The organism is Ruegeria sp. F12, from assembly GCF_056533885.1.
The window spans coordinates 219,469-245,194 of the sequence record NZ_JBQFOV010000004.1 but is presented as its reverse complement, the minus strand read 5'-3'; the positions used below and the strand labels follow the sequence as shown (position 1 = coordinate 245,194).

General features: G+C 57.4%; 23 protein-coding genes and 1 pseudogene. 18 read left to right on the top strand and 6 right to left on the bottom strand.

Annotated elements, in window-relative coordinates:
- Positions 1-4: 4 nt before the first annotated feature.
- The 5 genes and pseudogenes from ACR0CA_RS07805 to arcC all read left to right on the top strand — a co-directional run.
- A pseudogene (locus tag ACR0CA_RS07805) lies at positions 5-880 on the top strand (amino acid permease); the annotation flags it as partial.
- 16 nt (positions 881-896) lie between these two features.
- Positions 897-1,328, top strand: a complete 432-nt coding sequence (locus tag ACR0CA_RS07800; protein WP_480898123.1) for a hypothetical protein — start codon at positions 897-899, stop codon at positions 1,326-1,328.
- Positions 1,325-2,554, top strand: a complete 1,230-nt coding sequence (locus tag ACR0CA_RS07795; RefSeq protein ID WP_170789896.1) for an arginine deiminase — start codon at positions 1,325-1,327, stop codon at positions 2,552-2,554. Before ACR0CA_RS07800 ends, ACR0CA_RS07795 begins: the two co-directional genes overlap by 4 nt.
- 28 nt (positions 2,555-2,582) lie before the next feature.
- Entirely contained in the window at positions 2,583-3,584 is a 1,002-nt protein-coding gene (argF, locus tag ACR0CA_RS07790) for an ornithine carbamoyltransferase (protein ID WP_170785704.1), read from the top strand.
- Between the two features lie 3 nt (positions 3,585-3,587).
- Positions 3,588-4,517 carry a carbamate kinase gene (arcC, locus tag ACR0CA_RS07785; protein WP_480503663.1) on the top strand — a complete coding sequence of 310 codons (930 nt, stop codon included), beginning with the start codon at positions 3,588-3,590 and terminating at the stop codon, positions 4,515-4,517.
- A 43-nt stretch (positions 4,518-4,560) separates the two neighbouring features.
- On the opposite strand, the gene ACR0CA_RS07780 is transcribed toward arcC, so the two are convergent.
- Positions 4,561-5,517 (bottom strand): tetratricopeptide repeat protein, encoded by a 957-nt coding sequence (locus ACR0CA_RS07780; RefSeq protein WP_480898120.1) that lies wholly within the window; start codon positions 5,515-5,517, stop codon positions 4,561-4,563.
- A 21-nt stretch (positions 5,518-5,538) separates the two neighbouring features.
- Between ACR0CA_RS07780 and ACR0CA_RS07775 the strand changes: the two genes are divergently transcribed.
- From ACR0CA_RS07775 to ACR0CA_RS07765, 3 genes are all read left to right on the top strand, one after another.
- Positions 5,539-5,829 carry a hypothetical protein gene (locus tag ACR0CA_RS07775; RefSeq protein WP_170773247.1) on the top strand — a complete coding sequence of 97 codons (291 nt, stop codon included), beginning with the start codon at positions 5,539-5,541 and terminating at the stop codon, positions 5,827-5,829.
- A gap of 216 nt (positions 5,830-6,045) precedes the next feature.
- On the top strand, positions 6,046-6,324 hold the full coding sequence (locus ACR0CA_RS07770; protein WP_170789900.1) for a hypothetical protein: 279 nt from the start codon (positions 6,046-6,048) through the stop codon (positions 6,322-6,324).
- A 61-nt stretch (positions 6,325-6,385) separates the two neighbouring features.
- Positions 6,386-8,077 carry a sulfatase-like hydrolase/transferase gene (locus tag ACR0CA_RS07765; RefSeq protein WP_480898118.1) on the top strand — a complete coding sequence of 564 codons (1,692 nt, stop codon included), beginning with the start codon at positions 6,386-6,388 and terminating at the stop codon, positions 8,075-8,077.
- 370 nt (positions 8,078-8,447) lie between these two features.
- Here the strand turns inward: ACR0CA_RS07765 and ACR0CA_RS07760 are convergent, their stop codons facing one another.
- Positions 8,448-8,867 (bottom strand): hypothetical protein, encoded by a 420-nt coding sequence (locus tag ACR0CA_RS07760; RefSeq protein WP_480898116.1) that lies wholly within the window; start codon positions 8,865-8,867, stop codon positions 8,448-8,450.
- A gap of 103 nt (positions 8,868-8,970) precedes the next feature.
- On the opposite strand from ACR0CA_RS07760, the gene ACR0CA_RS07755 reads away from it, so the two are divergent.
- The 3 genes from ACR0CA_RS07755 (at position 8,971) to ACR0CA_RS07745 (ending at position 11,411) form a co-directional block, all read left to right on the top strand.
- Positions 8,971-9,738 (top strand): helix-turn-helix domain-containing protein, encoded by a 768-nt coding sequence (locus ACR0CA_RS07755; protein ID WP_480876945.1) that lies wholly within the window; start codon positions 8,971-8,973, stop codon positions 9,736-9,738.
- An 82-nt stretch (positions 9,739-9,820) separates the two neighbouring features.
- Positions 9,821-10,618, top strand: coding sequence for a hypothetical protein (locus ACR0CA_RS07750; protein ID WP_480898114.1), 798 nt, complete (start codon positions 9,821-9,823; stop codon positions 10,616-10,618).
- Between the two features lie 211 nt (positions 10,619-10,829).
- Positions 10,830-11,411 (top strand): VOC family protein, encoded by a 582-nt coding sequence (locus tag ACR0CA_RS07745; RefSeq protein WP_480898269.1) that lies wholly within the window; start codon positions 10,830-10,832, stop codon positions 11,409-11,411.
- A gap of 143 nt (positions 11,412-11,554) precedes the next feature.
- Here ACR0CA_RS07745 and ACR0CA_RS07740 read toward each other — a convergent pair whose 3' ends face one another.
- Entirely contained in the window at positions 11,555-13,030 is a 1,476-nt protein-coding gene (locus tag ACR0CA_RS07740) for an NAD-dependent succinate-semialdehyde dehydrogenase (protein WP_480898111.1), read from the bottom strand.
- A 2-nt stretch (positions 13,031-13,032) separates the two neighbouring features.
- On the bottom strand, positions 13,033-14,310 hold the full coding sequence (locus ACR0CA_RS07735) for a 4-aminobutyrate--2-oxoglutarate transaminase (protein ID WP_480898110.1): 1,278 nt from the start codon (positions 14,308-14,310) through the stop codon (positions 13,033-13,035).
- A 149-nt stretch (positions 14,311-14,459) separates the two neighbouring features.
- On the opposite strand from ACR0CA_RS07735, the gene ACR0CA_RS07730 reads away from it, so the two are divergent.
- The 7 genes from ACR0CA_RS07730 to ACR0CA_RS07700 all read left to right on the top strand — a co-directional run bounded on the left by ACR0CA_RS07730 (position 14,460) and on the right by ACR0CA_RS07700 (position 22,414).
- The gene (locus ACR0CA_RS07730) at positions 14,460-15,026 is read left to right on the top strand and encodes a cupin domain-containing protein (RefSeq protein WP_480503670.1); all 567 of its coding nucleotides are present in this window, start codon (positions 14,460-14,462) and stop codon (positions 15,024-15,026) included.
- Positions 15,027-15,164: 138 nt separating this feature from the next.
- Positions 15,165-15,686, top strand: a complete 522-nt coding sequence (locus ACR0CA_RS07725) for a VOC family protein (protein WP_480898107.1) — start codon at positions 15,165-15,167, stop codon at positions 15,684-15,686.
- A gap of 69 nt (positions 15,687-15,755) precedes the next feature.
- Positions 15,756-16,094 (top strand): hypothetical protein, encoded by a 339-nt coding sequence (locus ACR0CA_RS07720; protein WP_170789907.1) that lies wholly within the window; start codon positions 15,756-15,758, stop codon positions 16,092-16,094.
- A 110-nt stretch (positions 16,095-16,204) separates the two neighbouring features.
- Positions 16,205-17,173: a carbon-nitrogen hydrolase family protein gene (locus ACR0CA_RS07715; RefSeq protein ID WP_170773267.1), complete on the top strand. Its 969-nt coding sequence runs from the start codon at positions 16,205-16,207 to the stop codon at positions 17,171-17,173.
- A 44-nt stretch (positions 17,174-17,217) separates the two neighbouring features.
- The gene (locus ACR0CA_RS07710) at positions 17,218-19,950 is read left to right on the top strand and encodes an aminotransferase class I/II-fold pyridoxal phosphate-dependent enzyme (RefSeq protein ID WP_170785719.1); all 2,733 of its coding nucleotides are present in this window, start codon (positions 17,218-17,220) and stop codon (positions 19,948-19,950) included.
- A 17-nt stretch (positions 19,951-19,967) separates the two neighbouring features.
- Positions 19,968-21,416, top strand: coding sequence for a biotin carboxylase (locus ACR0CA_RS07705; RefSeq protein WP_170785722.1), 1,449 nt, complete (start codon positions 19,968-19,970; stop codon positions 21,414-21,416).
- An 8-nt stretch (positions 21,417-21,424) separates the two neighbouring features.
- Positions 21,425-22,414, top strand: coding sequence for a C45 family autoproteolytic acyltransferase/hydolase (locus tag ACR0CA_RS07700; RefSeq protein ID WP_480898104.1), 990 nt, complete (start codon positions 21,425-21,427; stop codon positions 22,412-22,414).
- 98 nt (positions 22,415-22,512) lie between these two features.
- On the opposite strand, the gene ACR0CA_RS07695 is transcribed toward ACR0CA_RS07700, so the two are convergent.
- Positions 22,513-24,492 carry an HAD-IA family hydrolase gene (locus ACR0CA_RS07695; protein WP_480898102.1) on the bottom strand — a complete coding sequence of 660 codons (1,980 nt, stop codon included), beginning with the start codon at positions 24,490-24,492 and terminating at the stop codon, positions 22,513-22,515.
- A 174-nt stretch (positions 24,493-24,666) separates the two neighbouring features.
- Positions 24,667-25,641: a class I SAM-dependent methyltransferase gene (locus ACR0CA_RS07690; RefSeq protein WP_170789911.1), complete on the bottom strand. Its 975-nt coding sequence runs from the start codon at positions 25,639-25,641 to the stop codon at positions 24,667-24,669.
- Positions 25,642-25,726: the final 85 nt, after the last annotated feature.

Sequence of the window (25,726 nt, the reverse complement as noted above, 5' to 3'; positions counted from 1 at the left end):
TCCGATGACCTCTTCTGATACCCCACGCGCTCTTGGGTTTTGGATGTGTACCGCCTTGGTGGTGGGCAATATGATCGGGTCGGGAATTTTCCTGCTGCCGTCGTCTCTTGCAGCGTTTGGGCCGATCTCGATGGCGGGATGGGTTCTGACCGCCGGAGGAGCCATCGTCCTGGCGCTGATCTTCGGACGGCTGGCGCGCCTGTCTTCTGATACCGGTGGGCCATATGCCTATGCCCGCGAAGGCTTTGGGGATTTTGCAGGGTTCATCATCGCGTGGGGCTATTGGATCGCCCTTTGGTCGGGAAATGCCGCCGTGGCCGTGGCCTTTGCTGGATATCTCAGCGTTATGGTCCCTGCCGTGGGCCAAAGCGCATTGGCCGGATTGGCCGCGGCACTGGGGTCGATGTGGTTGCTGACTTGGATCAACGTGCGCGGCGTGCGTGAAGCGGGGATCATTCAGGTCGTGACCACCGTGATGAAACTGGCTCCGCTGCTGGTGCTGATCGTTTTGGGCTTTGCATATGTAGACAGCGCTAATTTCAAACCGGTGAATGTCAGCGGAATGTCCAACATCTCGGCGATTTCAACTTGTGCTGCGCTGACACTGTGGGCCTTTGTGGGGCTGGAATCGGCGACCGTCCCGGCAGGTGAGGTCAAAGATCCCAAGCGCACCATTCCCCGCGCCACGATCCTTGGCACATGCGTGGCGGCTTTGATCTATATCGCGACAACCTATGTGGCGCTCGGTGTCGTGCCCTCGTCACTTTTGGCGGGAAGCAATGCGCCGCTTGCCGATGTCGCCACGGTCATGTGGGGCTTCGGTGGCGCTGTCTTTATCGCCATCGGGGCCTGTATCTCAACCTTTGGGACGCTGAACGGTTTTGTTCTTCTGACTGGTGCCCCTAGGCGCGGCCCGCGACGGGTTGTTCCCGGCCTATTTCGCGCGCCTGTCCCGCTCAGGTACACCGGCCTTTGGGTTGATCGTGTCCAGTCTTCTGGCCAGTGCCCTCATTGCCATGAATTACACACGGTCGCTGGCCGAGCAGTTCGAATTCATCATCCTGCTGGCCACGCTGTCGACCCTGATCCCCTATCTGCTATGCGCCCTGGCCGAGATCATGATCCGTGCGCGTCGGGGCGACCACATCCGGCTGTCACCCAACATCCTTATCCTTGCCACGTTGGGCTTTGCCTACGCGCTCTGGGCGATCTACGGCGCGGGTGAGGATGTGGTTTTCTGGGGCGTTCTGCTGCTTTTGGCAGGTCTGCCCATCCATGTCTGGCTGCGCTTGCAGTCCGGCAAAGCAACACCGAAGGAGACATCATGACTGGATTTGGAGCCCATTCCGAGATTGGCAAACTTCGCAAGGTGATGGTGTGCGAACCGGGCCTTGCCCATTCCCGCCTGACCCCGGGCAACGCAGCCGAGCTTTTGTATGATGACGTTCTATGGGTGCACAAAGCCCGTGCCGATCACGCTGATTTCCGCATGAAAATGGAAGAGCGCGGGGTCGAAGTGCTGGAATTCCACGCTTTGCTAGAGACGACACTCAAGGACAAAGATGCCCGCAACTGGGTGCTGGAACGGCGGATCACGGAAAATCAGGTTGGCGTCGGCATGCTGACTGAGTTGCGCGGATGGCTTGATGAAATGCCAGCCAAAGAACTGGCCAGGTACCTGATCGGCGGCATCGCGGTCGAGGATATGCCCTTCAAGCCCTCGGGCATGTTCGGCAGCTACCTTGGCCCTTTGGGATTTGTGATCCCCCCAATCCCCAACACGCAGTTTACCCGCGACAACAGCTGCTGGATCTACGGCGGTGTGACGGTGAACCCGATGTATTGGCCCGCGCGGCGGCCTGAAACGCTGCTGGTCACCGCGATTTACAAGTTCCATCCTGATTTCAAGAACGGGGATTTCGAAATCTGGTGGGGCGACCCCGACGAAGATCATGGCGCGGCCACGGTCGAGGGCGGCGATGTCATGCCCTGGGGCAATGGCAGCGTGTTGATCGGTATGGGCGAACGCACCAGCCCGCAGGCGGTGGGTCAGGTGGCACGCGCGCTGTTCGCCAAGGGTGCGGCGGAACGGGTTGTGGCCTGCCAGATGCCACGCAGCCGGGCGGCCATGCATCTGGATACGGTGTTTAGCCATTGCGACCGCGAAACCGCGACCGCTTTTGTGGATGTCTGTAACGAGATCCAGTGTATCAGCCTGCATCCGGGCAACAAAGAGGGCTCGATCGAGTTCCGGCGTGAGGACAAACACCTGTTTGATGTCGCGGCAGAGTGCCTTGGCATCAAATCGCTAAACATCGTGCAGACCGGTGGTGATGCGTTCAATCAGGAACGCGAGCAATGGGACGATGGCAACAACGTGGTCGCGCTAGAGCCCGGCGTGGTCGTGGCCTATGACCGCAACACCTATACCAACACGCTGCTGCGTAAGGCGGGTGTCGAGGTGATCACCATTTCCGGGTCCGAACTGGGCCGTGGACGTGGCGGAGGGCATTGCATGACCTGCCCGATCTGGCGCGACCCCGTAGATTATTGAGACTGATGACGAAAAGGAGACGAAGACGATGGCATTTAACCTCAAGGGCCGCAGCTTCCTCAAACTGCTCGACTTCAACCAGCGCGAACTGCGCTATCTTTTGGACCTGTCACGCGACCTGAAACGTGCGAAATACGCCGGATCCGAGATTCAGCACCTGAAGGGCAAGAATATCTGCCTGATCTTTGAAAAGACCTCGACCCGGACCATGTGTGCCTTTGAAGTAGCGGCGATGGATCAGGGCGCGGGCGTCACCTATCTTGGGCCCTCGGGGTCGCAGATCGGGCATAAGGAAAGCATGAAAGACACCGCCCGCGTGCTGGGCCGGATGTTCGACGGGATCGAATACCGTGGCTTCGGTCAGAATCTGGCCGAAACGCTGTCCGACTATGCGGGTGTGCCCGTCTATAACGGCCTGACGGATGAGTTCCACCCGACCCAGATGCTGGCCGACCTTTTGACCATGCAGGAATATGGCGAAAAACCCTTGCATGACATCAAATATGCCTATGTTGGTGACGGGCGCTCGAACATGGGTCATTCGCTGATGATCGCGGGCTGCATGATGGGTATGGACGTGCGCATCGGCGCCCCGAAAGAGCTGTGGCCCTCGGACGAATTCCGAGGTCCTGCCGAAGAGGCCGCCGCGCGCTATGGCGCCAAGCTGACCATCACCGACGATCCGAAAGAGGCGGTGGACGGCGTGGACTTTATCCACACCGATGTCTGGGTCTCGATGGGTGAGGCGGCCGAGGTCTGGGAAAGCCGGATCAAGGAGCTGACACCTTATCAGGTCAACAGCGATCTGATGGCGGCGGCAAACAACCCCAACGTCAAGTTCATGCATTGCCTGCCCGCTTTCCACAACACGGAAACCAAGGTGGGCGAGGACATCCATCAGAAATTCGGCATCACCGAAATGGAAGTGACCGAAGAGGTGTTCGAAAGCCCCGCCGGGATCCAGTTCGAGCAGGCGGAAAACCGGATGCACACCATCAAGGCGGTTCTGGTCGCCACATTAGGGAGCTGAGTCATGCGCATTGTCGTCGCCCTTGGAGGCAATGCGCTGCTGCGCCGCGGTCAGGCCTTGACCGCGGAGAACCAGCGCGAAAACACCGCCATCGCCGCCGAGGCGCTGGCCACCATCGCCGAAGGCAACGAGCTGATCGTGACCCATGGCAATGGCCCACAGGTCGGCCTGCTGGCGCTGCAAGGCAATGCTTACAAACCGGACGAAGCCTACCCGCTGGACGTGTTGGGGGCCGAGACCGAAGGCATGATCGGCTATATGGTCGAACAGGAGCTGGGCAACCGCCTGCCGCAGGAAACCCCTCTGGCCACGCTGCTGACCATGATCGAGGTCGACGCCAAGGACCCCGCCTTTGACAACCCGACCAAGTTCATCGGGCCTGTTTATGAAAAGGCCGAGGCCGAACGGCTGGCCTCTGACAAGGGTTGGGACATCCGTGCCGATGGCGACAAATGGCGGCGGGTGGTCGCCTCACCCCTGCCCAAGCGGATTTTCCAGATCCGGCCGATCAAATGGTTGTTGGAGAAACAGACCGTGGTGATCTGCGCCGGTGGCGGCGGAATCCCCACCGTCTATAACGACGCGGGTACGCTGGAGGGGATCGAAGCGGTGATCGACAAGGATCTGGCCTCGGAACTGCTGGCTCGCGAAGTGGGGGCGGACCTGTTCATTTCAGCCACCGATGCGGACAGCGTCTATTTGGACTGGGGCACAGATGATCAACGTGGCATCAAGACGGCAACACCTGATGCGATCGACGCCTATGATTTCGCCGCAGGCTCAATGGGTCCCAAGGTGGATGCCGCGGTTCAGTTCGCCCGCTTGACCGGCAAATCCGCCGCCATCGGCGCCCTGGCTGATCTGGCTGGGATCGTGGCCGGTACCAAGGGAACGACCATCCGCGACGACGCTGGTGAAACCGTGTTTCACTAACAGGGAGACGTCGCAAGCAAAGCAGAACGGGCCGTCGTGCCCGTCAATTGGCGTCCGAGTGTTTCGGCACATTCGGGTTTTCTTGCCAACCCGCGGCTTTCAATTGCGACAGCACAGCGCTCGCGTGATCGGGATTGATGTATAGCCTGTTCAGCGCGACAGAAGGATGAAAATCGGGCCAAATCTGTGCCAGTTCTGAAAGAAGCACTTTTGCCATATCTGTCTGACCATCAGCTTGATAGGAGGCGGCTTTGAAAAGCAGTGTCAACTCACTGACGGGACCTCCGGAAGCAATGGCCGTATCAAAGGCGGAGATAGCGGCTTCGTAGTTGCCCAAATGGAAACTCGCGACGCCAAAAATGTTTTGATGTGCGTGATTCAATCCCGCAGCTCTGCGTGGCTGTTCCGGGTCAGAAATCATCTGAGCGGATTTAAAATCACCTGTCAGTAAAAAGATCACCGCGCTGAAATCCAAAACCCGCGCATCCATGTCGCTGAGTTTGAAAGCCCGATCCGCTAATTCTTTTGCGGTTTCCAAATCGCCCGAAGCAAAAGCCAGCCATGCTTGAGACGAGATTGACCAACCATTCGTCGGGTCAAGATCGACCGCCTTTTGTGACATCTGCGACGCTTCGCGAAGCATCGCCTGCCGCCGGGTTTCTTCCGGGGACAGAATAGCCAGAGTTGACAGGCTGTGCGCAGCACCTGCATAGCCGCCTGAATACTCGGGATCGATGCGGATGGCCTCTTTGAACATTTGCGTGGCCGAATTCTGATGATCTGTATCCGCTATGGGAAACAAAAGTTCGCTGGCCTTTTGCGACATGTTGGCAGCCTGCAATGTTGCCATTGATTTTGCCGCCAGAGCCAGCCGTTCCTGCGCAGCATTGCTTGCGTTTTCTGTTTCTGAGGGTTGCGGCGTTTCCTTAAAAGACATCCAGAATACAACTGCCAAACTGACGATCGCGCCGACCATCAGAATGGGCCAGAGCGCTGACATTCGTCTTCCCTGAGCACGCGCATGTTGTGGTCCTGGCCGATCTGCCTGCGACCGTGCTTCGAACCGCGGCGTATAGTGGCCTTTGTCGATATGGATATGCACTGGGTCATCCGCACCATCCGCGCCATAATATTCCGCGAGCGCCCGTCGCAACCTACGCGCATCAACCCGAACAACGTTGTCGCTGCCCTTGGTGGGGTCGCGCCCATAAACATCCTGCGCGATAATTTTGCCGACAATGGCTTGCCCCCGACCGTGCAGGCTTTCGTCGACAACGTAAGTCAGAAAGTCCTGCAACCGCGCCGAGGCTGACAACTGCGGGCTGTTGAGAACTCTGGCCAACGCCTCTCGGATCTGGGCTTCGGCCAAAGGCTCGTCACGCTTTTCCATATTCGATGCGCCGCTCATCTCAGAGTCGCTTAAGTCAACAAAAACAAGTTTCTAAACCGGTATGAAGTCACGGCTTCACGTCGTATTTCACCGTATAACCCCTATCGGGTCCTTTCAACCGCGCTCATGCTGCCATGCATGGCTCTGCATATTGACAGATCGGAACTATACCCTTCGACGGTCGAATTGTACCTGCCGGACCGGCAGGTGCTTATCACGCAGCTTCGGCAATCCAACGTAGTTTTCGCCGAAATCTGCCGCGACTACGAGCTGCTGGCCGGTGACCTGAACGCTCTGATCCGATGCCGTCCCAGCTCGCATCCGGGAACACAGGCCGAACGCGACCTTCTGCTTGAAAGCCTGCAGGGGCTGGTCCGCGAAATCGAAACCGTACTTGAACGCAATCTTGGGGGCTGAACGCCAGCCGCGCGGATCCGATCAACTTATTGGAAACAGCATAGAGGAAAGGGAAATTGAAATGAAATTTAGTCTGGCAATCTGTGGCGCAGCGGCAGCTGTGCTTTCGTCGGATGTGGCGGCTCAGCCCATCATCCACGACGCCGAACATTACATCCTTCATGCTCAGCACGGCGAGCGGTGGGCGACCGAAGATGCCGCGCTTCAGGAAAAACTCGATGCGCTTGCGGCTGAACACGGCACCAAACCCAACATCATCCACATCATGTGGGACGACACCGCCGTGGGCGAGGTTGGCATCCCCGAAATTCAGGCCGTGCGTGGGTTCGAGACCCCCAATATGAACCAGATGGCGGATGAAGGGATCAACTTCATGCGCATGTATACCGAACCCGCTTGCACCCCCACGCGGGCAGCATTTCAGACCGGTCGCTACGCCGTGCGCAGCGGGATGCACACAGTGTCCTTCCCCGTTGAATATTCAGGCATGGATGCTGAGGAGGTGACCATTGCCGAGGTCCTCTCGGGTGCCGGGTACAACACCGCGTTTTACGGCAAGTGGCACCTGGGGGATACCGAGTTCTCATACGCCCACAACCAGGGTTATGACGAGGCCTTGTTTACCCCCTACAATCAGGTTCCGTCGATGTGGATACCGCAGGCCGAGGTCGGCAACGTGATCACCGGCCTCTATCCGGACTTCTATGGTGAAGACAAATATGACATCGACAACTCCTGGCAGCCGTTGGGTCAGGTCTGGACGCTTGAGGGAACCAAAGGCGGCGAGACGCTGGAATGGGGCCCGCCGCCCAATATCGAGAACTATTGGGATATCGAAACAGAAGCGCAGCGCCGGACACTGGCGTTCATCGACAAGAGTGTCGAGGAGCAAAAGCCTTTTTTCATCGCTTATCACCCGATCCTGGCGGCATTTTTTCCTGATCCGCGCAAGACGCAGAAAGACACGGCCAACAAGAACCTTGCGCAAGAAGGTCTGGTTGCAATCGATCAATTCGTGGGAGAGTTGTTTGACTATCTCGAGGCCAAGGGCATCGCTGAAAACACGCTGGTGATCGTGATGGCCGACAATGGTCCATTCATTCACTACGGGCCGCGTGGCATGGTCGAGACGCTGTATACAGGCGGTAAGGGTGACTTTACCGAAGGCGGTGTGCGGGTTCCGGCAATCGCGAAGTGGCCGGGTGTGATTGAGCCCGATCAGATCGTGGGGGACATCTTGCATGTCAGCGACCTTTTCACCACCTTCGCGCGCCTTGGAGGTGCGATGGATGCCATCCCAACCGACCGGGTGATCGACGGTGTCGATCAGACCTCGCTGTTGCTGAACGGAGACGGCTTCAGCCGCCGCGACTATGTCATGATCTATCAGGGCCCCAATCTGTCGGCTGGCGTCAAGGGCCGGTTCAAGCGGGATTGGAAAAACGCAACTCCCGGCCTGTCGAAGAACGAGTTCTATGATCTCTATACCGACCCGCGCGAGAAAACCGGCGAGATGATCGAGCAGTTCCACATCAAGTCGATGTTCAATCGCCAACGCGCTCGGCACGAGTTGTGGATGGACCAATATCCGAACCGTCCCGATCCAACTCCGGGGCCTGCCCTGACGGGTATCGCAAACGAACGGCTCGAGACGCGGCAGCTTTATACCGCGCCAGTCGAGGTCGAGAATTTGCCCTTCACGCCCGAGCAGATCAACAACTATCCGCGTCCGTTCTCGGATAGTGACATGTAACGCCGCTGGTATGGGTCAGAGCCCCAACGGGCTCTGACCTTTTCAAGCTGGAAACAGGTTTCTCAACGTGATTTTGCAACTCAGCACCCCTGGAGTTCTATCGCTTTTAATAAACGATCATCCGGCGCTTGCTGAAATCCGTCATCAGTTTCATCGAGTGAGATTTTGCAGGCACGTTGCAGGGCACCTTTGTGCTGACCCAGTACTTTTTGTATCCCACCCGGCTATTTCCAACTTAACTCTGGTGAATTTGTATTTGTGTGTCCGTCGATATGGATTTTGAAAACCCTGACGTCGTGCCCGTTGCTTGCAGCGGGCCTCGACAATTCGAGATTGAACCCATCGCTGGGTGATCGAAAACGTCAGATCCTCAAGGACTTTCATCTGGTTGCGGTCGGCTGGACCAGAGGATCAACAGCAGGAAGGAAATGTTGAGGGCAACGTTTAAGGGCGCTCCGACGATGACCGAGCCAGTGCTGTCGGTGCAAAACCAGACCCATGCGGTGATCTGTGCCACTTTGGCTGCGGCGGCAGGGGATATCGGCACAACGTAGGTTCCCAACGCCCATTGCATCGCGCCTAGCCCGGCCGTCAGACCGCCAACAATTGCAAGCAACAATGGCGCTGGGACCGTGATTTCGGCTGCAACCGAGTGGATCGGCCAATACGCCACTGTCAGAAAGATATGCGCCAGACTGTGCAAGGCAGGCAGTGCGGTCAATGTAAATAGAACTCCGGTGGCGACCAATGCCGTGCCGGACCGTCGCATCGCGATGTGTTGTGGGGTCATGACGCCCTCCTTTCGATGGTGTCCTTCATGCGGTCGGGGCGGGTCGAGATCAATTACGTCAGAGGTAAGTGATTTCTACCTGCAGGGTCACTAAGGTGGCACCATGACCCCGTATTCCAGTTTGCTGAAAGAATGGCGGAAGCTTCGGCGGATGAGCCAGCTTGACCTGGCGACCGAAGCCAATGTCAGTGCGCGACATATATCCTTTCTCGAAACCGGTCGGTCCCGGCCCAGCCCAGATATGATCCTTCATCTTTCGGACGTTATGGATGTACCTGTCGACGCCAGAAACCAGATGCTGCAGGCAGAAGGTTTCGCCGCCCGTTTTGCCAAAACTCCCTTTGACGACGCCGCCATGGCCCCGATCCGCGATGCTGTTGAATGGACACTGAAACAGCATGACCCCTACCCGGGGATTGTGCTGGATCGGGTTTGGAGGATCGTCAGATTGAACAAAGCGGCCGAGCTTCTGTTTACACCGCTTGGGATCGAAACCGGGCAAAGCCTGTTGGCGCTTGTTACAAGCCCGGTCATGGCCGAGCTGGTAGAAAACTGGCCCGAGGTTGCGCATCATACAATGCTGCGTTTGCGCTCGGAAAGCGCGAATGCTGGCGGGTTGCCCGAATTGGACGCTGCGGCCAAGGCGCTTGCGCCCTATGCAAGCATCCACAGGGATATGGTTCCCGGTCCAACGGTTCCGGCGATCTATCGTTTTGGGGAGCAACGGGTGTCGATGTTTGGGACTGTTGCGCAATTCAGCACCGTGACGGATGTCACTCTGGATGACTTGAAGATCGAACTGTTCTTTCCATCCGACGAAGCAAGCGCAAGTTTTCTGAGGGAAATCTCAAGTCCGAGACATGGCGGGTAGAATACGGTCGAGCGTCTTGACGGCGCACCCCTGATCAAATGATCATCGGTTCACTGTCATGGGGTGCCCTGAAGGAAAACCGATGGAAGTGTTTGGTAGTGAAGCCCAGCGACAAATGTCCACCACGGGCGAGCATCTTTTGCATCTGCTGGGGGACGACCCTCGGTTCTGTAGCCATGGGCGGGGTATTCAGGTTTCCAATGAGTATAGCGAGGCATTGGATGATGCCTATGCAATGGCCCGGATCCTTGGTGTGACCGCGATAGAGAGCATACCACGCCCTGAGGTTGCGAAAACGCTGGCAAAAATTAAAAGCCAGGGTTTCAAAACAGATACGATAGCCTGCTATCTGGGAGGACTGAATTGCGTTGACATCGCGCGCCACGTTGTCGAGACGCGGACGCTGCCCGAAGATTTGACCGTGCGCGTGATTGATCGCGACTCTCCGCCGGAATGGCTGGAAGCTTTTGCCGAAGTTGCATTGAGCCACGGAGTTTTGCCTCCGATCGGACCGGTTATGCGTGGAGTGTCCCGGCCCGGGTTTGCCATGGTCGCCGTTGACAGGTCGGGTGCACCGGTTGCAACCGCGGGCTCGGTTCTGTGTCATCCACCCAGCAGCCCGTTGCATCGTCGCGCGCAATGGGGTCAGCTTTCGACCAAACCCCAGCGTATGGGCGAGGGGATTGCGACAATCTTGGGTGCAATGGCTCTGATACACTCTCATGATCAGCTTGGCGCCACCGGGTTCAAGACGGGCATTGCGCCCGGCAATGTTGCGTCTGCCTATTTGTGTGAAAGGCTTGGATTGCAGGACAGCGGCAGCGACATTGTCGCGATCATTGACCCTAAGCTTTTCGCAGAAGACCGGTTGACCAAATGAGCCGTGCAAAAGGGAAATGCAGTATTCTGTCACCAACACGTGAAAGGGCCCGGCTGAAACGTTTTTGAAAACCAATGTGGGGCGCAAAATTGTCGCACTGGCAAAGCTTAGAAACCTTGGGCCCGCACCTGTGATGCCGCAGAAATCAAACCCGACAGGTCAGGCCTGAGTGAACAAACCCCGGAGTCGCAAAATGTCAAAGTCCAATCAGATTAAGAAAATTCAAACGCAGGGCGTGCACCACATCACGATCAACGGAGCGGACCGACAGACGTCGATTGATTTCTGGGAAGGGGTTCTGGGAATGCCGTTCATTTTTGATCAGCCGAACCTCGACAACCCTAACGAGGGGCATCTGTATTTTGACCCCGGCGATGGGCGCCTCATCACAATTTTTACCAATGAAGACCGGAAACCGGATGCGACCCCTGTACCAGAGGCCATCGGGTCTTTGCATCATCTCGCGTTCAACGTCAGCCAAGCCACATTCTGGCAAGTGTCAGCGCGTTTGGATGCGCGGGGCGTTGATAACACGGGTCCCGTCGATCGGGGCTTCATGGATTCGATCTATTTCCGCGATCCGCTGGGGCTCCGTCTTGAAATTGCAAGCTATAGGTTCGAACCGCCCGAAGGCTGTCGCCATGCTGATGTACTGCTAAAAGCGCATAAACTTCGCGTCGCGCGCGGGGATCATCACATCAACCGGGAACATCTGGCAGATGCAATCGAAATGCTGGTTGAACAGAGTCAAAATTCGCTGTCGGCGGATCGCTCTGTGCGCAAGGGATACTGAGGATCTTTGGCCTTTCGTACTAAAGAGTGAGGCGGTGATCCGGTAGGGTTCTGAAGCCGCCAGAATTGGAAAGAAAAGACCGGGCTTGCGTTGAAGCCCGGTCTTTTCTTTGGTGCCGCGGGGTCAGATCCTGCCCGATAAGGTCAGGAAATCTCGCCCATGCAGAGGTATTTGATCTCGAGGAAATCCTCGGTCCCGTATTTCGAGCCTTCGCGGCCCAGACCGGATTGTTTGACACCGCCGAAGGGCGCGACCTCGGTCGAGATCAGACCGGTATTGATGCCTACCATGCCCGATTCCAGCCCTTCGGCCACGCGCCAGACGCGCGCCAGATCACGGCTGTAGAAATACGAGGCCAGACCGAATTCGCTGTCGTTGGCCATGGAGACGACGTCGTCCTCGTCCTCGAACTTGAACAGGGGCGCGACAGGGCCGAAGGTTTCATCCTTTGCGACCACCATGTCGCGGGTCACACCGGTCAGAACGGTGGGTTCAAAGAACGTGCCGCCAAGGTCCGAGCGTTTGCCGCCCAGCGTGACCGTTGCACCCTTGGACACCGCGTCCGAGATATGTTCCTCGACCTTGGCGACGGCCGCGTCATTGATCAGCGGGCCGGTGGTGACACCGTCACCGAAACCGTCGCCCACGTTCAGGGCTTTGGTCTTCTCGGCCAGCTTGGCGGCGAATTCGTCATAGACGCCCGCCTGCACATAGATGCGGTTGGCGCAGACGCAGGTTTGGCCGTTGTTGCGGAATTTGGCGATCATTGCACCATCCACGGCAGCGTCCACGTCGGCGTCGTCGAACACGATGAACGGCGCGTTGCCACCCAGTTCGAGGCTCATCTTTTTGATCGTGCCTGCCGCCTGCCGCATCAGGATCTGGCCAACACGGGTCGACCCGGTGAAGGTGATCTTGGCCACCTTGTCATTGGTGCACATCTCATTGCCCACGCCCGAGCTGTCAGTGCCGGGGATGACGTTGAACACACCTGCCGGGATGCCCGCACGTTCGCCCAGAACAGCCATCGCCAGCGCAGACAGAGGCGTCAGCGTTGCCGGACGGGCCACAAAGGTACAACCTACAGCCAGTGCCGGACCAACCTTGCGGGCAATCATGGCGTTGGGAAAGTTCCACGGGGTGATCGAACCGACCACGCCCACAGGCTGTTTCAGAACGACAATGCGTTTGTCACGCTGATGGCCGGGGATGACGTCGCCGTAGACCCGCTTGGCCTCTTCCGAGAACCACTCGATGAAAGACGCCCCGTACAGGATCTCGCCCCGCGCTTCGGCCCAGGGTTTGCCCATCTCGGCGGTCAGGATCGTGGCTAGATCGTCGGCGTTTTCCACCATCAGATCGAACCATTTGCGCAGGATTGCGGCGCGCTCCTTGCCGGTTTGCGCGGCCCATTCTTTCTTTGCCGCATAGGCGGCGTCCACGGTCTGCGCGGTGCCTTCGATGCTGACATCGGTCACATTGGCGATCAGATCGCCGGTGGCAGGGTTGTAAACGGGAAAGGTCGCTTCACCCTCAACCCATGTGCCGTTGATATAGGCGCGGGTTTCCAGAAGGCTGGGATCTTTCAGCTCCAGCTTGGTCACTTTGGTATCCAGCATGTTCAGGCTCCTTTGGCAGCGTCGACCGAGGCTTCGAGGATATCCATCGCCTCGGCGAAGATCTCATCCTGCACCGTCAGCGGTGCGAGGAAGCGGATTACGTTCCCATATACGCCACATGTCAGCAGGATCAATCCGCGCTTAAGCGCCTCGGCCCGCACGGCGTTGGCCATCTCGGGGTTTGGTGCGCTACCGTCGGTGGTGTTGAACTCGGTCGCGATCATGAAACCGGGGCCACGAATGTCGACGATCTCGGGTGTACGGGCGCGGATCGATTCCAGACGTTGTTTCAGACGCGAGCCCAGCTCGTTTGCGCGGGCGCACAGGTCCTCTTCTTCGATCACGTCCATCACCGCATGGGCGGCGGCGATGCCCAGCGGATTGCCGCCATAGGTGCCGCCCAGACCGCCGGGTTGCGCCGCATCCATCAGGTCGGCGCGACCCGTGACCGCGGCCAACGGCAGACCGCCCGCCAGACCTTTGGCCATGGTGGTGATGTCGGCGGCCACGTCATAGGCTTCCATCGCGAACAAATTGCCGGTGCGGGCAAAACCCGTCTGCACTTCGTCTGCGACCATAACGATGCCGTGTTCGTCGCACAGGGCGCGCAAGCCGCGCATCAGTTCGGCCGGGGCGGGGTAAAAGCCACCTTCACCCTGAACCGGCTCGATGATGATGGCAGCAACGCGGCCCGGGTCCAGATCGGCCTTGAACAGTTTGGTCAGCGCGCCCAGCGAATCCTCTGTCGAGGTGCCGTGCAGCTCAACCGGGAAAGGGACGTGATAGGTGTCGGGCATCATCGCGCCGAAGCCGGCCTTGTAGGGCTGCACCTTGCCGGTCAGCGACATGCCCATGAAGGTGCGGCCATGGAAGCCGCCACCAAAGGCGATCACGGCGGGGCGGCCGGTGGCTGCACGGGCGATTTTGACGGCGTTCTCCACCGCTTCGGCACCGGTGGTCACAAAGACGGTCTTCTTGGTGAAATCACCCGGCACCTTTTCGTTCAGACGCTCGGCCAGACGGATGTAGTTTTCGTAAGGCAGAACCTGATGGCAGGTATGAGTAAAGTTCGCGGCCTGCGTCGTGACCGCCTCCATCACCTTGGGGTGGCAATGCCCGGTATTCACAACGGCTATGCCTGCGGCGAAATCGATGTAACGCTTGCCTTCGACGTCCCACACCTCGGAGTTCGCAGCGCGGTCCACATAGACCTGCGTCTGCATTCCCACGCCTTGCGCGATCGATGTGTTGCGGCGTTCAGCAATCTGAGCATTCAGCATATTGCGTCCTTTCGGGTTGTCGGGCGCGCGCCCGTAAATCTGATCGCGTGACTGTAGTAGCCACAGGTTTGAGCGAAAGCCTGTTTCTTGCCAACCATAAGCCCTTGATTTACGGTCCCTGCACCCCTCAAGTGATGCGGATAGTGAACATGAAGAACGCCAATCAGGATGATCTGACCCTTGGATTGCGCCTGCGCGCCCTGCGTGAACGCGCGGGTCTGTCGCAGCGGGCGTTGGCCAAAAAGTCGGATGTGCCGAACTCGACCATCTCGCTGATCGAGTCGGGCAAGATGAACCCCTCGGTCGGAGCGTTGCGGCGGATTTTGCAGGGTATTCCGATCGGCATGTCCGACTTTTTCTCGTTCGAGATCGAGGCCGAGCAGACCGTGTTCTATGCTGCAGAAGACCTGACCGAGATCGGCAAGGGCGGGCTGTCGCTGCGGCAGGTGGGATCGAACTTGCACGGGCGCGCGATGATGATCTTGCAGGAAACCTATGATCTGGGCGCGGATACCGGCCGTGTAATGTATGGCCACGAGGCCGAAGAGGGCGGCGTGGTGGTCTCGGGCCGGGTCGAGGTTACGGTGGGCGATCAACGCAAGGTGCTGGGGCCGGGGGACGCTTATTATTTCGACAGCCGCACCCCGCACCGGTTCCGTCAGGTTGGACCGGAAAAATGCCGGATCGTCAGCGCCTGTACCCCGCCGACTTTCTGACCGTCATCGCGGATGTATCCGCACTATGAACCATAGTGTTGCAATGAGTGACCAGTTGATCCACAGTATGATTCATACTGCGGGATTTTCCCGCATGTCTCATCGGGCGCTCCCCCGCCCAATTCGGAGATTTGAGATATGAAAAAGAAGCCTGCCACTCTACCGCGCGGCTATCGCACCTGTACGGCATCGCTGGCTGTTGCGGACGTGCCTGCGGCGCTGGCCTTTTACGAAAAAGCCTTTGACGCCAAGATTCAGGCCTTTGATGCGGATGAGGCCCCCGGCTTTGCCGCCATCAAGATCGGCAACTCGATGCTGTTCGTCACTGCGGGTTGGGGCGCACATGTTCCGACAGTTGCGGGCACCGTTACCCCGGTGGGCCACCACATGTATGTCGAAGACGCGGATGCCGCGCTGGAGGCCGCTTTGGAAAACGGCGCAACCCTGATGGCCGAGGCAGTCGACACCTATTGGGGCGAACGTTGCGCCACGGTTGCCGACCCGTTTGGCCATATCTGGACACTGGCGACGCGGATCGAAAATCTGAAGTCTGAAGATATCAGCGAGCGCCGCAGGGCCCTGTTCCGCGCCATTCAGGATCAGGATGCTGAAGCTGTGGTCGAGACCACTGAGCCGGCAAACCAGACCGTGGCCGCGTGATCCGTCATATGCTGATCTACAGACGGATCGTGGGGTGCCGGAATGGGTGTGTTCATTAACAGGCCAATCATGAACGACGTTCCCTTTCCCACTTTCACGATCCGCCAGAACGACTTGGCCATCCTTGCCGCTGAGAACCGGATCGGAGACTATCCTGTCGCCGTGCGCACTGCGCGCGAGGTGGTTAGCGGCGGCTTTGCCAACCACTCGGCGCATCCCAACACCTGGACGGTCTATTTTTTGGTCGACGGTCAGTGGGCGCTGGTGGAATCCACGCGCGGTCTGCGGCGGGAATGGTCCAGTCTGGACCGGTTGGAGAAATGGCTGCGTAGTTGCGGGTTCCGGTTCTTTTGGGTGCGCAACGATATCGACTTTGTGGAATCCCCCGGCGAGGAGGAGGCCGACTAAATCACCCCCTTGCGGATCGTGGGCTTGCACCAATCCGTGCTTTCATGTTCCGATGAAGAACGCCGGACCACCTCGGCGGTCGCAATCGGCAAGAAGAAGAGACAAACAAGATGACCCCTTTTGCGATAACCGGAATTCAGATGCATGTGGGCGCGTTGCAGTCGAATGTAGATGCGATGCTGCACCGGATCGACATCATGATGGCGCGGTTTCCCTGGACCCAGATGGCGCTGTTCAGCGAGTTGGCCCCCTATGGTCCGCTCGACCGGTTTGCCCAGCCTTTTCCCAATGACGATCTGTCGCGTTTTCAGGACGCTGCGCGTCGCTATGGAATTTGGCTGATCCCCGGCTCGATGTTCGAAAAGCGCGAGGACGGGCGGATTTTCAACACCTCGGTGGTGATCAACCCCGAGGGTGAGATCGTTTCGAAATACTCGAAGATGTTCCCGTTCAAACCCTACGAACAGAGCATTTCATCCGGCACGGAATTCTGCATTTTTGACGTCCCGGATGTGGGTCGGTTCGGCCTGTCGATCTGCTATGACATCTGGTTCCCCGAAACCACTCGCCACCTGACCAGCCAGGGGGTCGAGGTTCTGTTGCATCCGGTGCTGACCGGCACCACTGACCGTGAGGCCGAATTGTCGATTGCAAAGGCCACCGCGGCGCAGTTCCAGTGTTACGTGTTCGACGTGAACGGTCTGGCCGCTGGTGGAGTGGGGCGGTCGCTGGTGGTTGATCCCTCGGCCACGGTGCTTCACCAGTCGGCGGGGCAAGAGGACATCTTCCCCATCGAGATCGATCTGGACCAGGTCCGCCGCCAGCGCGAGGTCGGGCTGAAAGGTCTGGGTCAGGTCCTCAAAAGCTTCCGCGACCGCGAGGCGGATTTCCCGGTTTATGACCGGGCCAGCGGAGCAGATGCCTATTTGCACACGCTGGGGCCGCTGCGCATCCCGCAAAAGGGCGATGTTGCCGGTGTTGCCGCTTCCGACCCCAGAACAGCGCTGGGATACAACGAAGATACCTCGACCAAGCCCGATAATCTTTATCTCTACAAAGGGCGCTCAGGCACAGACTGATACCAGCGCAGCTTTTCGGGAATTGCAGAAAGGACATTGATCTCATGCACGGCTTATCCGACAGCGAAAAGCTCCACACCATCTCGGACTATTACAGCGCCTCGCAATTGCGGGCGGACAGGTGGAGCGCGCTGCGGGAAACAGCCGAATCTCTGGATCAAAACGCCGGTGATTCTGATCGGGACAGGGCGCGCCGTCTGCTTCAGGCACTGGCCCCTATCGAGGTTTATTTCGCGTTTCCTGGCGCGTCGGCCTTTGACTATTTGCGCAGGTTGCTGGACCATGGCAATTTCGGCGATTTCTCGACCGCCGTGCGCCGGGTCTCGCGCGCGCTGACATCGGGGGCGTATCGGCGTCGCTCGATCCCTCTGATCGCGGATGAGACCGAGGGCGACGAGTTCGAGGATGAAGCGGCTCAAAGCCACGAAGCCCGTGCGCTGGGGCGACCCTATTTCGAGGTAATGATCGTCGACAATGTCAACGAACATCAGGAACGGTTCCTGCAATCCAGCCTGCAACGGATGCGCCGCAGCGAAGACCCGTTCATTTATGAGACCGTCGTGGTGCCCAGCGTCGAGGATGCGCTGATTGGCGTTCTGTTCAACCAGAATGTGCAGGCCGTGATCGTTCGTCCGGGTCTGAGCCTGAAGTCCAAGAACGAAACCAACGTGTTGGGGCGCTATATCAGCCTGTACGGCGAAGGCGCAGATCTTGATGCGCTGTCCCCTTCGGAATACGGGCCGGAAACCTGTCGCCGGATTGGAATGCTGCGCCCTGAGCTGGATGCCTATCTAATCACCGACCGTTCGGCCGAGGATATCGCCGGGCTTGATCTGGGCCTGTGCCGACGGGTGTTCTATAATCAGGAAGATTTTCTGGAACTGCATCTGAACATCCTGCGCGGGGTGCAGCGGCGGTTCAAAACCCCGTTCTTCACCGCGCTGAAAGAATATTCCAAGCAACCCACCGGCGTTTTCCACGCCATGCCGATCAGCCGCGGCAAGTCGATCAGCCGTAGCCATTGGATTCAGGATATGGGGGCGTTCTACGGGTCGAACATCTTTATGGCCGAAACCTCGGCCACATCGGGCGGGCTGGATTCTCTGCTGGAGCCACGCGGCCCCATCAAGGAAGCGCAAGAGGCCGCCGCCCGTGCGTTCGGATCAAAACAGACCTTCTTTGCTACCAACGGTACCTCGACCTGCAACAAGATCGTGGTGCAGGCGCTGGTGCGCCCTGGCGATATCGTTCTGGTCGACCGTGACTGCCACAAATCGCACCATTACGGCATGGTGCTGGCGGGGGCGAGCGTAGTCTATATGGACAGCTACCCTCTGCACGACTACTCGATGTACGGTGCGGTGCCGATCCGCGAGATCAAGCACAAGCTGCTGGCCCTGAAAGCCGAGGGCAAGCTGGATCAGGTGCGCATGGTGCTGCTGACTAACTGCACCTTTGATGGCATCGTCTACAACGTTCAGCGGGTGATGCAGGAATGTCTGGCGATCAAGAAAGACCTTGTGTTCCTGTGGGATGAAGCCTGGTTCGGTTATGCCCGTTTCGCACCCAACACGCGCGTGCGAACGGCGATGCGCTCGGCCAATATCCTGCGTGAACAGTTCCGCTCTGCAGACCATTCCGAAGCCTATGCAGCCCAACAGGTCGAGCTGGAGGGCGCGGATGATGAGACCCTGCTGAACACCCGTCTGATCGCCCCGCCGGACGCACGGGTGCGTGTCTATGCCACGCAATCCACACACAAGACGCTGACCGCGCTGCGGCAGGGCTCGATGATCCACGTCAACGACCAACAGTTCAAAGGCGCTGTGGAAGAAGCGTTTCACGAAGCCTACATGACGCACACCTCGACCTCGCCCAACTATCAGATCATCGCTTCGTTGGATGTTGGCCGCAGGCAGGTCGAGATCGAAGGTTATGAGTTCGTCCAGCGTCAGGTCGAAAGCGCCATGGCGATTCGCCGGGCGGTCACGACGCATCCGCTGCTGAAGAAATACTTCAAACTGGTCACTGCAGGCGACATGATCCCCGAGGAGTACCGCGAAAGCGGTATGACCAGCTATTTCGATCCCGATCAAGGCTGGGCGGACGTTTGGGATTGCTGGGCGAAGGATGAATTTGTTCTGGATGCCACCCGGATTACCCTGCATGTGGGCGCAACGGGCTGGGACGGTGATACGTTCAAGACCAAGATCCTGATGGACAAATACGGCATCCAGATCAACAAGACCTCGCGCAATACCGTGCTGTTCATGACCAATATCGGCACCACGCGCAGCTCGGTCGCCTATCTGATCGAGGTGCTGGTCGAGATCGCCAAGGAGCTGGACGATCTGATGGACGATGCGTCCAAGATGGAAAAGCGCGCCTTCGACAAGCGTGTCCGCAACCTGAGCGAACACGTCCCGCCACTGCCCGACTTCAGCCGCTTCCATGATGCGTTCCGCTGTGTTGAAGGCACCGAAGCGGGCGATATCCGCACCGCGTTCTTCCTGTCCTATGACGAGGACAATTGTGACTACGTGGAACCCGATCATGACATGCTGGACCGGCTGGAGGCGGGCGAAGAAATGGTCTCGGCCACCTTCGTGATCCCGTACCCGCCCGGCTTTCCTATTCTGGTACCGGGGCAGGTGATCAGCCCGGAAATTCTTAAATTCATGCAGGAACTGGACGTGTCGGAGATCCACGGTTTCCGCGCCGATCTGGGCCTGCGCATTTTTACCGAAGACGCTTTGAAATCAGTCAAGAAAACATAAGGGACTGGGAGGACCATATGCCTAAGAAGGTGCTGAAGAACATTTCGGAAATCCGCCGGTATTTCCACACCAACAAGGACCCGATCTATTTCGTGTCGGCGACCAATTTCAACTTGTTGGGGTTGGATGAGTGGGTGATGAACTTCACCTATATCTGCTACATGGATTGCTTTGACGGGCGGCATCCTAACGTGTTCGTGCCATCTGAGATGCCGCATGACGAATTCCAGTCGATCGAAGACATCAACAACTATCTGCTACAGCACAAAGAGGTCATCGACCTGGTCAAGCGGCGCGGTGGCAAGCCCAAATTTGTGTTCCTGATGTTCGATGAGACGACCGAGAAACTGGTCAAGGAACTGGGTGGTCAGCTTTGGTTCCCCAAAGCCAAGCTGCGCACCAAATGCGACAACAAGATCGAAACGGTCCGCATCGGCAACAAGGCGGGTGTGCCGTCGGTGCCCAATACGCTGAGCGTGGTCAAAAGCTATGATCACCTGAAGAAAATTTGCGACAAAGCCGGGTTGGGGCATGATCTGGTGCTACAATCGGCCTTTGGCGACAGCGGCCACACCACTTTCTTCATCAAATCCGAGGCGGATTTCAACAAACACAAGGATGAGATCGTAGGCGAGGGCGAGATCAAGATCATGAAGCGGATCGATTGTCGCGGTGCGGCGATCGAGGCCTGCGCGACGTCCGAAGGCACTATTGTGGGACCGCTGATGACCGAGCTCGTGGGCTTCAACGAACTCACCCCCTATCGCGGCGGTTGGTGCGGGAACGAGATATTCTCGACTGCCTTCCCACCCAAGGCGCGCGAACAGGCGCGGCAGCTTACCTTCCAGTTTGGCGAGGAATTACGCAAATCCGGTTATCGCGGCTATTTCGAACTGGATTTCCTGATCGACAAGAAAACCGATGAGCTATGGCTGGGCGAGCTGAACCCGCGTATCACTGGGGCCAGTTCGATGACCAACCATGCGGCTTTTGCCCATGCCGACGCGCCGCTGTTCCTGTTCCACCTGCTGGAATTTTCGAAGAAGCCCTTCGAGTTGGATGTCGAGGAACTGAACGCCCGTTGGGCCGACCCTGACATGATCGACAGCTGGTCGCAGATGGTGATCAAGCATACCGATGACAGCGTCGACCGCATCACGCAGGCCCCGCAATCGGGCATCTACAAGATGCTCGAAGATGGCCGTGTGGTGTTTGACCGCTTCGACTATCACCGCCGCGCAGTGGGAGAGAATGAGGCGTTCTTTCTGCGCATCTCGAATGTCGGCGACTACCGCTATGAAGGGGCCGATCTGGGCATTCTGGTGACGCGGGGACGGTCAATGACCAAGGGGTTCAAGCTGACGGACAAGTCGAAAAAGTGGATTCACGGCATTACGTCGGCCTACGCCGCCGAACCGCTGCCAGCCGCGCAGCCGATGGAAGATCCTGCGTTCAAAATCATGTAGAAGGCCTCATGGCGCTTGTTTTTCGCTCAATCGACGAGGAACAGCCCGGTCCCAAGCTGGCCGGGCTGTTTGCCGAATACTGGCCCGCCTACCATAAATGGTGGGTGCAAGAGGGGTATTCGGCGCGGCCCACCTATCGCGATTGCTTGCGCGCGTTGCAAACGCACATGCCCGAGATCCTGCCGCTATATGAAGAGGTGGTTGAACTGGTGGGCGGCAGCGACAGTCAGGCGCGGTTTCTCAGCTTTTATTGCCCGCCCAAATATCTGTCGGGGTGTAGCCAGGCGATCTGGCGTGGCAAGACACCCATTTTGGTGCGCAACTACGACTACCACCCCAAAACCTTTGACGCTGCATTGTTGAAAACCCGCTGGGGCGGGCGCGGCGTGATCGGGATGAGCGATGGCATTCTGGGCCTGCTGGATGGCATCAACGATACCGGCCTTGCGGTCTCATTGACCTTTGGCGGTCGGCGCGAGGTGGGCGACGGCTTCGGCGTGCCGCTGATCCTGCGCTATGTGTTGCAGACCTGTGAGACCACGGCACAAGCGGTAGATGCGCTCTGCCGCATTCCCTGCCACATGAGCTATAACGTCACCGTTCTGGACGCGAAATACAATCACAGCACGGTCTATCTTGCCCCTGACCGGCACCCTCAAATCTCAGATGTGCCGGTGGCGACAAACCATCAGGGGCAGGTTGAGTGGTCCAAACATGCGCGGTTTACCGCAACGGTCGAACGGGAACGGTTTCTGCTGAACCGCCTGAACCAGCACCCCGAAAGCGAAAAGCGTTTCATCGACGCGTTCCTGCGCCCGCCGCTTTATTCCACCGCCTTCAAATCCGGGTTCGGGACGCTTTATACAGCCGTCTACCGGCCCGCGAAGAAACAGCTGCAACTTCTGTGGCCCGGCGCTGCATGGGACGTGTCTTTTGACCTGTTTGCGGAAGATGATCTGACCTTGTTGCTGCCCGATGCGGCTGAAGCGGTGGTTTGACGTCAGGTTTACGGGCCGTATCCTCAGGGAAGACACTGTGTGTTTCGACATTAAGTGCCAGTAATGCCCGGGCTAGATTCGCGTTCTGGCTCGATCCGTTACAATCGGATGCGCTTCCTTTTCCGGAACTGCAATTTCACCCAGGCGAATGCGATCGGGTTTAGCTGAGCAACGTAGCCAGCCCTCCACCGGCTGCCTTTCGCATTTCGGTAATGAGATTTGCGTTCGCCAACGCGGGTCAAGCTTTCTCCGGTGGTATCACCCACACCTGAAAATATGCGGACCTTGTTGAAGCGGGCGGCATCGTGGCGGTGCGGTTTGCTTAGAAACTGTCGAAGATCCTTTTCGTCCCTTGGATCGGCATATTTAGCGAGCACATCGATGGGTATGGCCGAAGTGACCGACTTGATGGCACGCAGCGCGCCATCCTGAATCTTTTTGGCGCGTTGGAGGTTTTCAGCTTCTGCCGTACTGACGTCAGACGTCTTCCAAGCGATTTCGCCCTGCGGTTTTTCCTGTAGACCCAGAACGCTGCCATGATCGGCAGAAAAGAAGAATTCTACGATATCGCGGAAGTCTTCGACCCAAGGATACATGAACAGAGGAAGGCCATTGGAGGCGGCGAAACTTTCGTACTCCAGCCCATTTCGGCGCAGAATAGAGGCAGCCTGAGCGCTCGTGCCAAAATAAAGACCCAGAACATGTGCGTCCTTGCCGATAATCTCATCAATAGACCGCTGTAAACTGCCGCGCCACCCGACGTCGAAGATGGCTGTATGTGTGCCTTCAGGGAAGACCGAGCGGTAGTAGTTGGACAGGACCTCCTTTTCATGCGCGAAAGATTGATAGAAAGCGTCAGGGTTTTCACGCAACAGGTTCAGGATGGTGCGGCGGCGCTCTTTTGTCAGTTCGTCCGTGCCGGATAGGCCGGCGTCTGTAAATAGAGATTTCAACAGCGGGCCTGCGGAAATCTTCCCGAGAAACGCGTCGAGCGTTTGCGAACCCTCAAGCGTGGCATGCAACATTCCCGCGATTGTATCAGGGTCTAACTCGGTAAAAGGAAGGGTCAACAAACGCCGGGAAGCAGCAACATATTGAGTTTCATATCCTCGCGGCCAAAGCAGATCGAAAACAGCTTTTGGAAACATCCCATCTCGTGCCAGAAACGCGAGCCGCGAAATGCCCTGTTTGTCCATTTCCCGCTTTATCCAAATCAACAGCGATGTAATGAGCGGAGCAATCATCAAGGCGCCAAACGCTTCAAGATACTGGTCGTCGGACAGTTTTCGAAAGTCGACATTTTCCGAGTCGTAGTGATGTGTTTCCAAGTAGTTGGCGGTAAAAATCTGTGAGATCGGCTGCGTTCCATTCAGCAGACTAGTGTGTCGCCGGGGTTTTGGAGATCGCGTTGGCAGGTCTTTGCTGGCCAGTAGCACATGCGATATGAACCCTGCCTGCGTCGCCATTTTCCCGTCTGCATGGCGGTTGTCGCCAATGTGGAGGATCTGGTTGCGGGGTACATCAAAATGCGCTGCGACGTCGTCAAACAGGCTGCCCGTGTGCTTGGTCTTACCCTGTTCACCGGAGACGAAGACGCGCTCCCATCCGGTTATACCCTTTTGCGTCAGGAGATCTTCCAACTCGTCTTTCGGCAGGTACATGTCCGAGGTGATCACCCAACGCGACTTACTGTCCTGAATACGTGTCAGAAGTTTTCTACCCAGGCTCGTCACATGCAACAGATCGCGTTCAGTCCGAAGTTCCAGCTGTTTGATCTTGTCAGCCTGATTTTTTGTGCAATTTGTCAGTTGCGCGAAACAGGCATAGATCTGATCCAGCGTCACGTCTTCGATCCGCTGTGCGGAAGCATCCTCTCGCGCCATTGCCTCGGCGCCAGTGCGATAGTCCTTGAAATGTTGGGTAGCTAGGAGGACCTCAGGGTGGTCCGCCATGAATTCGAACAGATCAACAGGAGACTTGCAGTGGCGGAACAGAAGCGTGTCGAAAATATCGACCGATAGAAAATCAAAGGAATCGACGCGTTCGAGCAGTTGATCGCTTGGAGCCAAGTTGTTCATACCTGTTATTTAAGTTCGAGCCCTGTTGAAGGTGGCAACCAATTGAAACCGGGATCTGACCACCGCATTTTATCGCGGAAATGCGCCGGCCTTCAATGTATCGGTCCGCTCAGGTGCCGAGCCCAAGTAGTTTTTCCGCAGGCTCGTAGGTTAGTTGAACCTGCGGGAATTATCTTATTTTGGACGACAGACCACTGCATCATGCACATGCCCGAAGCCTTTAGGAATAATCTCGACGACTTCCACGAATTTTGACCAGTGGTTTTGAATGTACTGGGGTGTATGGCCAATATCGCGATAATATTCCGGGTCGGTTACGTCTGCGATGTCTGGGTTCGGGTCGGGTGCGTCTACGATGCCTTGCAACATGTAGTGTTCGACCGCGTAGGGGTTTTTCGACCACTCGGCGGTAGACACGCTATACGGGCCGTGAACAGACAGAACCATCAAGCCACGGGTTATGCGCGACAATTCTTTGAGCCAGTGATTTTGGTCAGGTTCTGCAAGATGGGTCAGCACACTATGAGAGTAGACCAGATCGAATTGATCGTCATCGTAAGGTGTTGCGCTGTATGGATCGAGCACTGTGTAGTCCCCGAACGGCATGTTCTCCTTGCAATAGGCAATATTGACAGGGTCAACGTCAGCGCCAAACAAGTTTGGTTTCAATATGTCGGGGATATGTCTGGCGATGCGTCCGCAACCGACGCCCCAATCAAGTGTAACGGTGTCCTTGGTTAGCGGCAGTCCCATAACCTCGCTGATGTTCATGACAACGGTCATGTCTTCTATGCCGCCTGAAATAAACGACTTATTCAGCGCATCCGGTTCAGATCCATCTGTGCCCACGACACAGGGATTATACTTACCCTGTATCCTGCCAATATTGTCGCGCGACGGTATGGGGGTTTCGTAGTCAGGAGCAATGTCGACATTGGGTGTCCGAGCCAGCGGCCATGTAGCAGCAACCGCGCTCCAGTTCCCTACGATCGCCTTGTGTAGATTCAAGGCAAGTTCCGCAGGTTGCGCTGGATAAAGCGAACCGTCACCTGTCAGCGCCTGTTTTAGCTCGCTAACTTGTGCGATCAATTCGTCAACGCTGCGCTTGATGTGTTTGTTTCGAATCCGCGATTTCATAGGGTTTTTCATCTTACGGTGCCTTCCGTGTGCTCTACCGGCTATGCCACAACATTCTGAGTATCAAAATCGGGTAACTTCCGAAGCTGACCTGCAG